We start from the raw sequence: 14372 nt of genomic DNA, 5'->3' as shown, positions 1-14372 counted from the left end.
GACAGAAGGTTCGTTTACGTGAAGGTTTTTTTCGATTACCTGGCTGATGATTTGATACCAATTTGCATAGCTTGATTTTTATTCGGCCCGCGCCCTGCTGTCAGCTGACAAAGAAGCACTGCATCACTGCGGTGGCTACAGAATATGTACAGATGAACCACGACGGATGAACCACAGGACGCAGTACAGCCACGCCAGGGAAATCGTTCGCTATTTTCAAAGCTACGCTCTGCCCGTTAAGACAATAACTTGCGAACTGATGCGGCTAACAAGAATTTTTAAGATTGACGAATAGGCACTCGACCCGTTTTTACCACACCACGGCGAATTCCGGCTTGCGGGGCTAAACGATATAAATCTCCGTTTTCTCCGACGTAGTTTTTACGCACCCCGCTTGATTTCGCTATTTCAGCATGCGCTAGCAGATGCTCTCGCTCACCATGTACAGGTATGGCTATCTGCGGCTTTACCCATGAAAACATAAGGCGTAATTCTTCGGCATAAGGATGCCCGCTGGCATGGATGGGCAAGTCACTTTCTTCACTTTGCACAGTTATAATGCCACTGCTGTTAAACCTGGTCATAAGCGCTTCGACCGCTTTTTCGTTGCCAGGTATAACGATACTGGAAAAAATTACCGTATCACCCTTTGCAAGCGCAAGATGCGGATGATTGTCTGTTGCAAGCCGGTGTAACGCGGCTCGTGGCTCCCCCTGACTGCCAGTTGCTACCACTAACACTTCTTCGGGAGGTAAATAACCGATATGCGCAGAATCAACAACCTTTAGAGTATCAGGCCAGATTTCCAGATAGCGAGCGATACTATACATATTTAACAGAGAACGCCCAAACAGTGCCATGTACCGGCCTGTTTTTTCGGCCACTTTGGCTAAAGATAATAAACGGGCGATATTGCTTCCAAAGCAGCTTACCACTACCCGACCCTTCTTAGGTTTTATGGTAGCTAATAGTCCGTCATAGCAACTTCTTTCTGAAATAGAAAAACCCGGCTTGTTAGCATTGGTTGAATCTCCTACCATTGCCAAAACATTCCGCTTCGCGAGTTGTTGATACAGCTTTGGATTAAACGCTTTGCCAGTAACAGGCTGGGCATCGATTTTCCAATCCGCAGTGTGTAATACATTGCCAGCCAACGTTTCAATGAACAACGCATAAGGTTCAGGAATAGAGTGAGTCATGGCGAGCCAGCTAACACTGAAAGGCCCGATTTGACATACAGCAGCACTAGATACTTCGATAATTGGCACCTTGGCACTAAGGCCTACCTGCGCCAATTTCCGGCGCAGCACTTCAGCGGTGAAAGCAGTGGTATAAATCGGGCAGCGAAAACGCTGCCATAAATAGGGTACCGCGCCCACATGGTCTTCATGGGCATGCGTTATTACCATTCCGCATAGCCGCTCCCTTTGCTGAACAATAAAACCAGGATCTGGTGCTACTACCTCGTATCGATCACTGCTTTGAGAGCCAGGTTTATGAGGTGGTACTAACGGCTCATCAAATGATACCCCACAATCGACCATCAACCAGTGCCCGGCGTGCCCGTACAGGTTGAGGTTCATACCGATTTCTCCGGTTCCTCCCAGTGGCAGAAACCATAGGTCCTCATCCCCAGGAACCAAATGTGACGTATCCGAACTTGAAATAGTGACCTCCCAACCGCAAAACCATAACCCTGCCTGCAACAAATTTACTTACCCGCGCGCGTCTACCAGCTAACTTTCGATTTTAGTCATCTCCTAGTGTCATACTCGCCTCTTGTTACTCATTTACAATGGCAATTTGAGTCACCGATCATCCGCACTGCCCTGATTAACTCCGATCGCAATATCACGGAAAGCTTTTCAAGGAGATCGAATTAAGGGCGCGGACTAACGCGCCCTTAATTCGCGTGAACTCACTTTACAATTGTCATTTCATCAATGAGGTTTTGCGCGTTATCCACATATTGCATTACCCACAGCATGTAACGGGTATCCACATGAATAGTACGAGTGGTTTTGGGGTCGAAATCCCAGTCGGAGTTTACGCTCTCAAAAGTGCCATCGAACAGCAGTCCCACCAATTCCGCATCAGCGTTTAAGGTCGCGGAACCAGAATTTCCGCCAGTGGAATCTAAATCAGTAAGAAAGTTAACCGGTACGCTACCAATGCTTTCCAGTTGATAAGGGCCGTACTTCTTATCCTCAATCAGTCTTAATTGCTTGGCAGGTGAATTGAATGGCTCCGTGGCGGTGTCCTTTTTGAGAATTCCCTCAAGCCGGGTAAAGGGTTCATAAATGAGACCATCTTTCGGCTTTCCGCCAAGCACGGTGCCGTAAGTGACTCGCAAAGTACTGTTGGCATCTGGATAAGCCAGACTATTCTGCGCTTTCTGCCAATCGATAATTGCCCTCATATACTTAGGTTGCAGCGCGGCAGCTCTACCGGCCAGGGCTTTGGCGTCATTTTCTATTTTCATTTCGGTAGGGTATAACGCCACTGCCAGTTTTATGAAGGGATCATTACTGGCTTCAAGTTCCTCTTTATTAGCAGATAACAGGGATAGACGATATTTAGCTTCATCTAACTGAGTATTTTCATAAAAAGACGTCAGCGTTGCATCTAAAGAGCTGTCATCGTTTTTGCCGCTTAACCCCAGCGCTTCATCAAAAGCATCGATATGTGCTGTAGCTGGTTGCTCACGGTACATATTGATAAATTTCTGCCACACGGCTTTATCAACTTTGGCATCATAACGGCGATCGATCCGCTGCATACTTTGCTCAAGGCGAGAGCTATCACGCTCCTGAAACCCAGGTTCTCGTTCAGCATCAGGTTTGGCCTGCTCAATCGCATTACGATACAACGTCTGTGCAGCAGCAAGTAATTGGGAGCGCGTAATATTGTTATACCAGAAATTCTGCTTACTTTTCGTCGCTTGTTGCGCCGACACATCATCTAACGCGCTAATGGCATCAAGGAGATCCGGCTTATTTCCAGCATTTTGCAGCCATTGATTCAGCGATTTTTCGCGCTTTTCCCGCCGCTCAACTAAGCCAACCCGCTTTGCTCCCGCTAGCTGCCCTTCGGTATTTTTCAAAAAGTTATTCAGCCCGGCCAAAGTTGACTCGTACTTGATTCGCGCTTCGCTCCCTTCTGGGGCGGCGTCTTCAATGGTGTCTATCCAAGTGGAAATTAAATCGACATAAGTTGGATACATCCAGCCAAAGGTATAGTCTACCGTTGCCAGGCGAGCGTAACGATTTGTAGAACCCGGATATCCCACTGCCATTACGAAGTCCCCTTCGTTCAAACCGGCGGCAGAAACCTTCAACATGTGTTTTGGCTGATATGGCACGTTATCTTTACTGAAATCTGCTGGTTTACCGTCTGGTCCTACATAAGCGCGGTAAAAAGAAAAATCGCCAGTATGACGTGGCCACATCCAGTTATCTATATCCCCACCGTACTTCCCTATGGAATCAGCGGGCGCGTAAGCAATACGCACATCTCGGATTTCCATTTGTTTAATCAGTTTATATTCAAGCCCCTCAAAAAATGCCGGTACGGAGCAGCGATAGCCTTCTTCGGCTTCACATTCAGCGATGAGTGTTTTTTGCTTCTGTTCGATGGCGTCATACCGCTCTCGTCCGGACATGTCGTTGTCCAGCTCGCCGAGCACCTGCTCGGTAACATCGGAGAATGCTACCGTCACCCACATTCTCGTGCCAGGCGCAGCCGGTAATTCTTCATTCATGGTTTTCGCCAGAAAGCCATTTTCCAGATAGTTGTGCTCTGGCGTACTATTGTACTGCACAGAGCCTCGTGCGCAGTGATGGTTAGTTACAGCTAAACCTTTCGGCGAAACAAACGACGCGGAGCAACCGCCTAATGAAACAATGGCGCCCATAGGAAAAGCCGTAAGATCGCTCAAACGCTCTGGCGGTATATTTAATCCAGTAGCTTTCAAATCTTCGGCTATTTGAGGTAATTGCTCTGGAGTAAACATTCCTTCTTTTGCCATTACGTTGGTACCTACAAGCAACAGTGCAGTAGAAGCACAAGCAAACAATATGCGTGACATTAAATTTCCTTTTTACGTTTTTATTATGTACAGCGAGATGTTACACATTTTTTGAACCTGCGCACAACACCAATGCCTAAACAGACGTGACAGCTGTGAAAAAATATTGCCAGCAGATGAACCGCATACAAATGCCTTTTTCAGATAAGCGGGTTTGCGGTCGCGAAGCGTCGGTATCGTTTGCTATCTAGAAGAATAAAGGAAAACGTTAAAACAGATAGCTTTCCTGGCTTTGCCAAGCTAAACGCATGAGCGAAAGTTCATCCCCTGGATCCCGAAATTCCATACCGCGCTAAGTCAGCCCTAGTGGCTTCACCGGAGCATCCTGCTCCAGACCTTCGGCTGGCAAACCTTCACTCACAATTAAAAGTATCGCCTTCTCGCTAAAGCTTTGCTGGGAACTACGAAGCACGTGAGTCGTAGTTTTCCTTATCCTGGTGCAGCCGCACATTAAGCTTATCGATAACGACCACCCACTCAGCATCTGCAACATAGGCGTTCTGTATAAATTCGGCTTGCGCTTCATTCCAAAAAGGAGCGTCTTCCAGATGGCGACTATCGTGAACGCCGCGGTGTTTCGCGATAAATTCTTCTATCTTTTCCTCACTAGAGTCTAAACCAAGCTGCATGAACAAATCCTGCATACTGGGATGCTGTACAACCATACGTCTCTCCTTAGCTATATCAATTAATACCTTAAACGTGCCCCTGCAAAGCAAAGATCAGTCATAGGTATTGCTCAAATAAATATGGCCAGGCAGATGTATTTTGACGTTGCCAGAACCCAAAGCTCCGCTGCCGCCTTTGACTTACGCTAATAAACGATCTGCAAATTCTTCCGGCGGATAGACCTCGCCATCTTCTCCGGGAACAGGACAAATCATAAGCATAAGATCATCTTGTATCAGTCCTGGCGTCCACTTTTTCAACCAATCGTCATAAGAAATAGCCATGGGTTCACAGTGAGACCAGTCCTCAGTGGCCCAGAGCTTTGCTAACTCAGCATCGGGCCACACCGGCACACCGTCTTCGTCATCGGCCGTCAGCATAACGCAGCCATCTTCATCTTTTAATATCCAGATTGCTTTGTTCTCCCGAATAAGTGCGATGGTATCGTTTAGGCGGCGTTCTGCATTTGCAGAAATCAAAGGATGCGTATCTAAGGACATAGTGAAACCTCGTTGTGAATAAATGGACAAGACGAACCACCATTTGCTCGTCACTATTCTATAATATACGAATATAGTTAGTAGGACTTGCTGGCGGTAGATCATAAGTATCGAAATAATGGGCGCTATTATACTAATCCGCCTTCCCCCGGTCATTGAGCAAAGCAAGATTAGCGGCGAAAGTCGTTTTTGTGTAGGAAGGGTCCTCTCGGATACGAAAAGCTATGGCGAGTTAAACAAGGCTAAGTTACGACGCGGAGAAGTCGTCATAGTTTACTCACCATATTCGCATTCAACGCGCTGACTCCCCCACAACCGCAATTACGCCATAATCGCGTGGGACGGCGACAATTGAGCAATGAGTTCAGATAAGCCAGAACGTTTGATAATCTTCATGCTGTTCATATAAACCGACGAGTGAATCGCATCCAGTGCCATAACTTTGCGAATAGAAGTACCTTTGCTAAACAATGATGCACTGTCTGCTGGCAATACTGCTATTCCGCCCTCTTCTTCCAGTGCTGAGACAGCTAACCGTAAAGAATTCGTTTGTAGTTTAGCGTCCCGTAGGTGATGATTATGCGTAAGTAATACGTCCCGGGCTTTACTCCCCCAATCTATAGCAATGAAATCAGCAGGCGCAATTTCGTCTGCATTATAATTCACCGCGTACACGTTTAAAGGCTGTTGAAGAATAAGTTCGCTCTGAATTTCTTCCGACTTCAGCGGTTCCGTAGAGAACGCTAAATCGATAACACGTTCATGGAGTTGGCGGGTAAGGTTATCCGGCGTAAGCACTTCTGCTTTCACCGACCAGTCGGGAAAAGACTGATGAATACGAGACAGCGTTGACGTTAAGCAGAGTTCACTCGCCAACTGAGTAGCACCGCAAACGACATATTCTCCGGATTCGAGCTGCAGTTCCCGCTTGGCCTCTTTTAATGTATCGCTTAGCTGGTGGGCAAAGGGTAGAAGCTTTTTTCCAGCTGGCGTTAACTGAATACTGTTCCGGTGGCGCACGAATAGCGTAGTTTGAAAATACTCTTCCAACAATTTGATGCGCGCACTGACTGCTGACTGAGTAAGATAAAGATTTTCGGCAGCTTTACCGAAATGGCGAGTATTAACAACTTCTATGAAGGTGGTAAGAAAGCGGATATCCATGCTTTTTACGAAATTTCGACGTGACAAGACCGTAAAACTGTCATAGTTTCGGTGCTAAGTAAACAAAAAAGCATAGCAGCGCATCAGTTTCCTGATGCGCTGTGTTCTTTATCTGGAGGATGTTACCCGCGTTTAGTAACTTTCCTGGTGCAGACGTTTTTGCTTCTCGCGACGTTGAAGGTCGCGCTTCTGCTTAGTCTTCACCTGATGACGACGATCCGGGTTTTTCTTGCCTGAAACGTCTTCATCTTCTACCGAGTCCCATTCTTCACGGTGGTAACGATAGTCTTTGCTCATTGCAGTCTCGTTGTTGTTGCCTCATTCGCATTATCAGCCTCTGAAAAAAAATGGGAAACAAATATTTATTATCGTTACGATGAATATTTTTTAATCATCAAGAGGGATCTTTTTTATCTAAAATGAGTTGCAACTGGAGTTATAAATTCTGCTTTCACACCTGATAAACCGGGTCTTGGGCCTCGTACCTACAGCAATACAAATCGTTTCAAGTGTATGCAAAATAATTTGTGGAGAAGAACAAAAATTTTTGTTTCATTTTTTGGATAATTTGCACTAAAAGTCACCTTGAAATTACCATTGAAACGAGACAACTCTATGAAAGCTCCTGACGTTCGCGTATCACCAAAGCCTTTTATTGACCGTAGTAAATTTCCCTACGGTTTTCGCAAATCCGGAGACTTCAGTATCAGCGAAGCTGACTTACTGACCCGCTACGGGAAAACCTTATTAGCATTAGAAAGCGGCGAACTAGCCCCAGCCTCTGTAGATGAAAGTCATTTTATGGAATTCATCAGCGGAAAAGCAGAAGCTGTCAATAATCTTGAGAAAGCCTGGCAGAAATATGTTCATCTGGCACGCGGTAAGCGTCATTTCTATACGCTGCACAGCAGCGCCGCCAGTAACCAGTCTGATTACGATGATGACTTCACTGACGAAGAATTTGACGTCGCCTAAACGTATCTCACGCCGTCTGTAGTCTCTAATGGTTGTAGAGCGTATCCTTGTGCGCTCTACTTGCTTTTTATTCCTAATTTTCCAGTGCCTGCCCTGAGGGCAATGATCCTTCCCTGCCCGCGAACGAATCCAATTCTTACCGCAAAACCGTATGAACTCACAGTTAGCACTACACGTATAATCGCTTATTCGTTGTGGAACAAAAGGATCAGGTAAGATGATTTCATATAAGCAGTTGAGAGATTTTGATATACACGCCACTGACGGTGATATTGGTGGATGCAAAGATGTTCTGTTTGATGACCAGGATTTTGTGGTCCGGTATCTGGTAGTAGACACAAATAATTGGCTGCCATTGAGCCGCAAAGTGGTCATTTCCCCTATTTCCATTGCGCGTGTGGCCCGAGATGAAGAGAAAATTCATGTCAACATGACGTCTCAGGCGTTAAAGGATAGTCCCTCAATTGATGAACATAAACCTTTATCACGCGAGTACGAAGAGACCCTTTTTAAATACTTTGGTTACGGCTATTACTGGATTGGACCGGGTGCTTGGGGCGATTTTACCCACCCTACTGAACTGGCCGACCAGGAAATGCAGGAATCGCTTAATGAACTGAGTGAAAAGCCCTCCAATCATTTGCGTTCGTGCAGTGAAGTACATGGTTATGAAGTTTCCACTCAGGATGATGAAATTGGACATATTACCGATTTTCTTATTGATCCCGAGAGCTGGTCACTGAAGCTGCTGGTGGTGGATACGCGCAACTGGCTTCCGGGCGGTAAAAAACTCGCTGTGCGTCCTGCTGATCTTGAGAAGATTGACTGGTCAAGCCACAAGGTGGTTTTTAAACTGAGTCATGATCAATTAATGGCGCGTCCAGAAGTAGATATGGATAAGCTACAGGATGAAAGTTACGTTCAGTCAATGCTGCTAAAAGCGGAGTAACGAGTATGAATAAGACGCTATACCAGAAGGAAACCTCTCTTGCAGCAGAAAATTTCGCAATTGGCGATGCGCCGATGCCTGCCACTTTTATTCGTGCCTTAGGCTATGTTAAAGGTGCTTGTGCGCAGGTAAATGAGCAACTTGGTTTACTCGATAAAACAGTGGCAGATGCTATTTGGGAAGCGGCAACTGAAGTTGCGCAAGGGCAACACGATCATCAATTTCCCGTCGATGTTTTTCAAACCGGTTCTGGTACCAGTACCAATATGAATGCCAATGAAGTGATTGCGTCATTAGCTAGCGAACATGCCGGGCGCACCGTACATCCCAATGACGATGTGAACAAAGGACAAAGTTCTAATGACGTTATTCCTACTACTATTCATGTCAGCGCGCTAATTGAATCAACCCATACATTAATGCCTGCGATAGATAAGCTTTGCGAAAGCATTGAAGGCAGAATGGTGGAATTTGAAACGGTGATAAAGACCGGCCGAACGCATCTAATGGATGCCATGCCCGTCACTGTTGCGCAGGAAATGTCGGGTTGGTATGCGCAGCTTAAACAAGCTCAGGCTCGTTTGTCAGATACTCATCAGCGGTTAAGTCAACTCGCCATAGGCGGCACTGCAGTGGGTACAGGCGTTAACACTCATCCTGAATTTGCCGCTCGCGTCGCGTCGGTACTTACAGAACAACTCGGTATCACCTTTACAGTAACTGATAATCATTTTGCCGCGCTGTCTGCGCAAGATACCGCTGTAGAATTTTCTGGGCAATTGTCTGTTTTGGCTGTAGCGATTATGAAAATCAGCAATGATTTGCGATGGATGAACAGCGGGCCATTAGCCGGATTGGGCGAAATTGCGTTAGCCAAATTGCAGGCTGGTAGCAGTATTATGCCGGGCAAGGTGAACCCCGTCATCCCGGAGGCAGCAGCGATGGCCGCTGCACAAGTCATGGGTTATCACACAGCAGTGACGGTTGCAGGGCAGTCAGGTAATTTTCAGTTAAATGTGATGCTGCCGTTAATTGCCAATAACATATTGCGCAGTATTCAATTGCTGGCCAATAGCTGCAACCACCTTAGTGAAAAAGCAATAAATACTTTTACTGTAAACACACAGCAGTTGAGCAAAGTATTGGCAAAAAACCCCATACTTGTCACCGCTCTCAATCAACGAATCGGTTATGAAAAAGGAGGAGAAATCGCCAAAAGAGCCTATCAGGAAAAACGGGACATTTTCGAAGTTGCGCAGGAAATGACCGATTTAGATACCGCTGAGCTCAAAAAGCTCCTGGACCCGGCCAATCTTGTTTAGCCGTCACCGCTTTTACAGAAAAAATCAGTAAGGAGAGACATTGTGCGATGGATACGCGTATCTGCTATACGATAGTAAATGACTTGGCCGTCGCGGCGAGTGGCGACAAGGCTGGCGTCTCTGAGCAACGCCAGATGTTGAGACAGCACCGGTTGAGTCACTGGAATACGCTTGAGAAGATCAGTCACAGAAAGTTCCTGCTCCAGAAGTGAGCCCATCACTCTTAAGCGCGTTTTGTTCGCCAAATGTTTTAAATAACGTTCTACATCCTCAGCGTGAGTAAGCAGTTCTCGCGTTTTTTTTGTATTTTGCATTAGAGTCATGTAGTTACTTTACTACTTAGAGAGGGTATATATTGAAGCGCGTCCTGCTCGTGAATGGCAAGTGCGTTTATCTTGAAAATGCCACCACTTAAAGCCTATCGAAGTAACTTGTTGAAATTATGACAAGATACTTCTACTTTGAGTTAACAGAATGGAAGATATTAAGGAGTCATGATTGTTACTTACCATTGAGGATCGATTAGCTGCTATACCCGGCGCTATCAGACGCGTGTCAGCTCAAGAAGCTGCTGAAGAGAGTTCGAGCAATAAGGGGATCATAGTTGATGTACGCGAAACTGCAGAGCAGGAAACCGCGCCTGTCCCTTCAGCCATACGTTTTTCCCGTGGCATGTTGGAAATGAAGATGCTGCAGGCCTACCCTGATCCATCGCTACCGGTTTATCTGCACTGCGCATCTGGCGTACGCGCCCTGTTAGCAGCGGAACAACTGGTAAAAATGGGCTACGAAAATGTCTCAGCGATTACGAGTAACATCAAAGACGTTCAGCAGGCGTTTGAAAAAACTGTGACAAAACAGGGGTAAGTAAAACGCTAAAGCACAAAAGGAAACGCTACTCAATCTCTTAGTAGAAGGTTTAGAATAGCATCACCATTCTCATTAACTGATTCTTAAAATGCTAAAAGCAACCCTCGAACAATGGCGAATGTTTAAAGCTGTGGTTGATTCCGGCGGGTTTAATCAGGCAGCTACGTCTGTACATAAAAGTCAGTCAAGCGTTCATCATGCGGTACAAAAGCTTGAAAATGCGCTGGGTGTGGCCTTGTTTATCAATGACGGCAGACGCGTCCGATTAACAGAAGCTGGTGAAATGATGTTAAGACGGGCGAATTTTCTGCTTGATGAAGCCCATAAAATAGAAGCTGTGGCCGCCAGTTTAAAAAGAGGAACAGAAACTCAGTTACGTATTGCCGTGGATATTATTTTTCCGCCTGAGTTACTTTACAACGTACTGGATAAAGTGTCGCAGGAATATCCGCTGTTGCGAATTGAAGTCATGGAAACCGTACTAAATGGAGCGAACTCGCTACTCAAATCTGCGGAAGTCGATATTGCTATCTCTCCTTTTCCTTTCCCAACTGGCTTTAGTGAAGATCTTTGCGAGATTGAGTTTGTGGCAGTTGCGCATCCCCGACATCCTTTGCATCAATTACATCGCCCACTTACCAAGGAAGACTTAAAATCCCATCGGCAGATCGTGGTGAGGGATTCGTCAACCGAGCGCAAAGCAGATGCAGGTTGGTTGGGTGCAGACCAGCGCTGGACAGTCAGTCATGTTCGCACCTCTGTTGATATTATCACCAAAGGATTAGGGTTCGCGTGGCTGCCTCTTGCAATCATACGGCACCAATTGTCTTGCGGACAACTGGTTCCCCTTCCCTTAGAGCAAGAAGGCGTTCGCAAAGCTCTCCTCTACCTCAGTTTTGAAGACGGCGACCGACTAGGCCCAGCCGCCAGATCATTAATTGGAGAATTGCGCTATCAATCGATGCAACTTCCCTCTGCCGAGCGGGTTTTTGACAATAGTCGTTGAACCTCAGCACGTATCAGGTTATAACCTACCAGCACAGCCATAGAATTATAATAAAAAACTGCAGTTATGGATGAAACCGCTTGCGATGGAAATAAGTAAAGACGCTGTTTTATTGGCGTTTTTTGAATGAATCTGACAGTTCAATGCACTTCTGGTGTTAAAGCAATTGAGCGTCTGCCCCGCTACTTTTTCTCCCGCTACACACGTAGCTTGTCTTTTTCTCTGTGGGTAATTGTAAACTTTGCCAGCGTTGGCAACGTACTTGTCATCATTCGAACATCACCCACTGCTACTTTCAACTTTGCACACCGGTCGAGTAATGCCCGATAGCCTGGAATTAATAAAAAACGACAACAAATTGCGAAAGCGTTTGCTGCTAGGCTCTATATCTCTGTCACTCTTAGTGATAGCGATATTCTGTTACGTGGGCTACGGGCTAATGCTGGAAATGGAGGAAGATTTAGAGGTTCAGGCGTTTAAAGATCAGTTTAGTGACATAGAAGAATTGATCTTGCCGCAGTTATCCGCGGACAACCTGCCCAACAAACAGGTAACGTTAACGGGTAGAGATGTCGCCATACTCACCAAGGATGTTGTTTTCGTAAGTGTCAATGACGTTACGTTACTACAGCCAGAAAAGCAGTTCGATGTCGATAATGTTCTTGCGGCACTTTCCGACACAGGCTTTTTTACGTTTGGTGATCAAAACTATTTCGCCCATCGAGCAAAGCTTGCAGGCACCGACGACACGCTGTTTGTGGTGTGGGAAGCTATCGGGCTTGTCCAGGTTTCTCAACAAATTATTAGCCGATTGTCTGTAGCTGCGTTTCTTACCTTCTGGCTGGCAGTATGGTCTGCCCTCATTATGTCAGCATTTATTACTCGTCGCTTTGAAAAGGCCAGTAAGGCGCTGGAGCGTTTAGCGCTAACGGATAATCTTACGCAGCTATATAACCGCAATGCCTTGTTCGCATTACAGGAAGAGGATGAAAATAAAGGTGCTCTGTTTTTACTGGATTTAGATAGATTCAGAGACATTAATGATGCTCTCGGCCATGATATGGGCGATCGGCTACTCAAAGCTTACGCGAAGCGCCTTACCCATTTGGCAGGCAAAGAGATGCAGGTATTTCGCTATCGTAGCGACGAGTTTGTGTTGTGGCTGCCCCATGTGAAGCGCGAGGAAGTACAAGACCGCGCATTTAAAATCTTGTATGACTGCCGAGAGCCTTTACGCGTGGGAAGCAGCGCATTCGAAATTGGCTGCAGCATTGGCGTCGTGCTTATGCCAGAACACGGGCGTATGATAGAAACCCTTATCAAAAATGCCGAAAATGCAATGCACCGCGCAAAGCGGCTGCGTTTGGGGGTGCAGATTTATAACGACCGTCTTGCCTACAACAGCACAATCAAAGTCACGTTAAGAAGCCAACTGCGTTCAGCCCTGCATCAGCAGCAATTTGAGCTGTATTACCAGCCCAAAGTGGTCATGAGCACTGGCAGTGTAGTGGGAGTAGAAGCCGTAGTTCGCTGGAATCATCCTGAAGAAGGTTTACTGCCTCCCGGCTACTTTATCGATTTGGTCGAGCAAAGCGGAATTGTTCACGCTTTTACCCGCTACACGCTGGAAAGTGCCGTAAGTCAGATTAAAATCTGGGAGGATGAGGGTCGCGCCATTCCCGTGTCTGTCAACTTATCTGCCTACAATTTAATTGACGGCGCATTCGTCCCTTTTGTGGAACAACTCCTCGCGCATTTTGCGATTACTCCCTCATTGCTGGAATTTGAGCTCACTGAAAGTGCGACAATGGTCGACATCGGCGTTAGCAAAAAAATGATAAAATCTTTCAGGTCATTAGGAATAAAAACGTCAATCGATGACTTTGGCACCGGCATGAGCTCGTTCGCCTACTTGCGAGACCTGGATATCGATACCGTCAAACTGGATAAGTCATTTATTCAGGAGCTGCGCCCAGACTCAAAAGATGAAAAAATAGTTGAAGGTATTGTATCGTTATGTCGCAGCTTAGGCATTGGTATCGTTGCTGAAGGCGTGGAAACGCTAGAACAGGCAGAAACACTTCAACGACTTAATTGCCTTATTGCCCAAGGCTTTTTTTACGGGCGTCCGGTACCGGTAACAGGCATCGACGCCTTGATGTCCGCTTCCCAAAAAACGGTTGTCCATTCAGGTCAGTGATAACAACTGCTGCCCGCCCATAACAAACCCTGTTATTGCCAGTGACAACCCCAGCAACGCTATCGCCCCATCATCAGTAGCCATACCAACAGCCATAATTAGAACGGAAAATGCAGGTATCAGACCTAAAAAAGGCACCAGTTCAAGTGGCACCATCATTAATCCGCAGCAGGCGCAGCAAAGTGCGATCAAACTTCGAAACAGCATCTGGCGCATAAAGAACCATCGCGGCATTAAAAATTTATCTACATACACAACATAGGGCTTCACTTTTTGAATGCCAGTGTTAAGGGAATCGCGGCTCATGTGAATGTCTTTTATCACGGAAGGTAACCATGGATGCCCTTTCGCCAGTAAAACTTGCAACGAAATAAGAAAAATTGTTATTCCCGTCACAGTGGGTATTCCGGGGATTGCGCCTATTGGTGTAGAGCAGATAAATGCTGGCACTGCCAGCATAGGACCAAAGCCACGCTTCTCCATTAGTGTTAGTAATTCACCAAAAGCGACTTTTTCTTCCCTGCCTGAAGATTGCATCCGCCCCAATAACTCGTACAATGTCATTGAACGTTGCGCAGCTTGGGTAAACATGTTCCGTTTCCTGTAATTGTAAATGCTTTCCTCGATCGA

The 14372-nt window shown here is 46.2% G+C and carries 15 protein-coding genes; 7 read left to right on the top strand and 8 right to left on the bottom strand.

The features are described 5' to 3' along the window. Window positions 1-278 precede the first annotated feature (278 nt). The 6 genes from CA267_RS17005 to CA267_RS16980 all read right to left on the bottom strand — a co-directional run bounded on the left by CA267_RS17005 (window position 279) and on the right by CA267_RS16980 (window position 6717). Window positions 279-1583 (bottom strand): ribonuclease J, encoded by a 1305-nt coding sequence (locus CA267_RS17005; protein ID WP_083638478.1) that lies wholly within the window; start codon window positions 1581-1583, stop codon window positions 279-281. 335 nt (window positions 1584-1918) lie between these two features. Next, window positions 1919-4087, bottom strand: a complete 2169-nt coding sequence (locus CA267_RS17000; protein WP_075609679.1) for a S46 family peptidase — start codon at window positions 4085-4087, stop codon at window positions 1919-1921. 401 nt (window positions 4088-4488) lie between these two features. Beyond that, the gene (locus CA267_RS16995) at window positions 4489-4752 is read right to left on the bottom strand and encodes a DUF2789 family protein (RefSeq protein WP_075609680.1); all 264 of its coding nucleotides are present in this window, start codon (window positions 4750-4752) and stop codon (window positions 4489-4491) included. Window positions 4753-4896: 144 nt separating this feature from the next. Beyond that, a complete protein-coding gene (locus tag CA267_RS16990) occupies window positions 4897-5256 on the bottom strand; it encodes a DUF2750 domain-containing protein (protein WP_075609681.1) in 360 nt (119 codons plus the stop codon). 321 nt (window positions 5257-5577) lie between these two features. Then, a complete protein-coding gene (locus CA267_RS16985) occupies window positions 5578-6420 on the bottom strand; it encodes a LysR family transcriptional regulator (protein ID WP_075609682.1) in 843 nt (280 codons plus the stop codon). Window positions 6421-6552: 132 nt separating this feature from the next. Beyond that, on the bottom strand, window positions 6553-6717 hold the full coding sequence (locus CA267_RS16980) for a hypothetical protein (protein WP_170669083.1): 165 nt from the start codon (window positions 6715-6717) through the stop codon (window positions 6553-6555). Window positions 6718-7035: 318 nt separating this feature from the next. On the opposite strand from CA267_RS16980, the gene maoP reads away from it, so the two are divergent. The 3 genes from maoP (at window position 7036) to CA267_RS16965 (ending at window position 9666) form a co-directional block, all read left to right on the top strand. Beyond that, window positions 7036-7395 (top strand): DUF413 domain-containing protein, encoded by a 360-nt coding sequence (gene maoP / locus CA267_RS16975; protein ID WP_075609683.1) that lies wholly within the window; start codon window positions 7036-7038, stop codon window positions 7393-7395. 217 nt (window positions 7396-7612) lie between these two features. Further along, on the top strand, window positions 7613-8344 hold the full coding sequence (locus CA267_RS16970; RefSeq protein ID WP_075609684.1) for a PRC-barrel domain-containing protein: 732 nt from the start codon (window positions 7613-7615) through the stop codon (window positions 8342-8344). Between the two features lie 5 nt (window positions 8345-8349). Continuing rightward, the gene (locus tag CA267_RS16965) at window positions 8350-9666 is read left to right on the top strand and encodes a class II fumarate hydratase (RefSeq protein WP_075609685.1); all 1317 of its coding nucleotides are present in this window, start codon (window positions 8350-8352) and stop codon (window positions 9664-9666) included. Here CA267_RS16965 and CA267_RS16960 read toward each other — a convergent pair. Next, entirely contained in the window at window positions 9663-9980 is a 318-nt protein-coding gene (locus CA267_RS16960; protein ID WP_075610094.1) for an ArsR/SmtB family transcription factor, read from the bottom strand. The two genes, CA267_RS16965 and CA267_RS16960, sit on opposite strands and share 4 nt — an antisense overlap. Before the next feature lie 184 nt (window positions 9981-10164). Between CA267_RS16960 and CA267_RS16955 the strand changes: the two genes are divergently transcribed. The 4 genes from CA267_RS16955 (at window position 10165) to CA267_RS16940 (ending at window position 13742) form a co-directional block, all read left to right on the top strand. After that, a complete protein-coding gene (locus CA267_RS16955) occupies window positions 10165-10533 on the top strand; it encodes a rhodanese-like domain-containing protein (RefSeq protein WP_075609686.1) in 369 nt (122 codons plus the stop codon). A gap of 91 nt (window positions 10534-10624) precedes the next feature. Continuing rightward, window positions 10625-11542, top strand: a complete 918-nt coding sequence (locus CA267_RS16950; RefSeq protein ID WP_075609687.1) for a LysR family transcriptional regulator — start codon at window positions 10625-10627, stop codon at window positions 11540-11542. Window positions 11543-11668: 126 nt separating this feature from the next. Next, window positions 11669-11872, top strand: coding sequence for a hypothetical protein (locus tag CA267_RS16945; protein ID WP_139316248.1), 204 nt, complete (start codon window positions 11669-11671; stop codon window positions 11870-11872). Then, window positions 11862-13742, top strand: coding sequence for a putative bifunctional diguanylate cyclase/phosphodiesterase (locus CA267_RS16940; RefSeq protein WP_075609688.1), 1881 nt, complete (start codon window positions 11862-11864; stop codon window positions 13740-13742). The genes CA267_RS16945 and CA267_RS16940 overlap by 11 nt, the downstream gene beginning before the upstream one ends. Here the strand turns inward: CA267_RS16940 and CA267_RS16935 are convergent. Then, on the bottom strand, window positions 13731-14333 hold the full coding sequence (locus CA267_RS16935; protein WP_075609689.1) for an exopolysaccharide biosynthesis protein: 603 nt from the start codon (window positions 14331-14333) through the stop codon (window positions 13731-13733). The genes CA267_RS16940 and CA267_RS16935 overlap by 12 nt on opposite strands. Window positions 14334-14372 lie beyond the last annotated feature (39 nt).

Origin of the sequence: Alteromonas pelagimontana (assembly GCF_002499975.2) — a bacterium.
Classification (GTDB): Bacteria; Pseudomonadota; Gammaproteobacteria; order Enterobacterales; family Alteromonadaceae; genus Alteromonas; species Alteromonas pelagimontana.
This window is presented reverse-complemented; position numbering and strand designations above follow the sequence as displayed.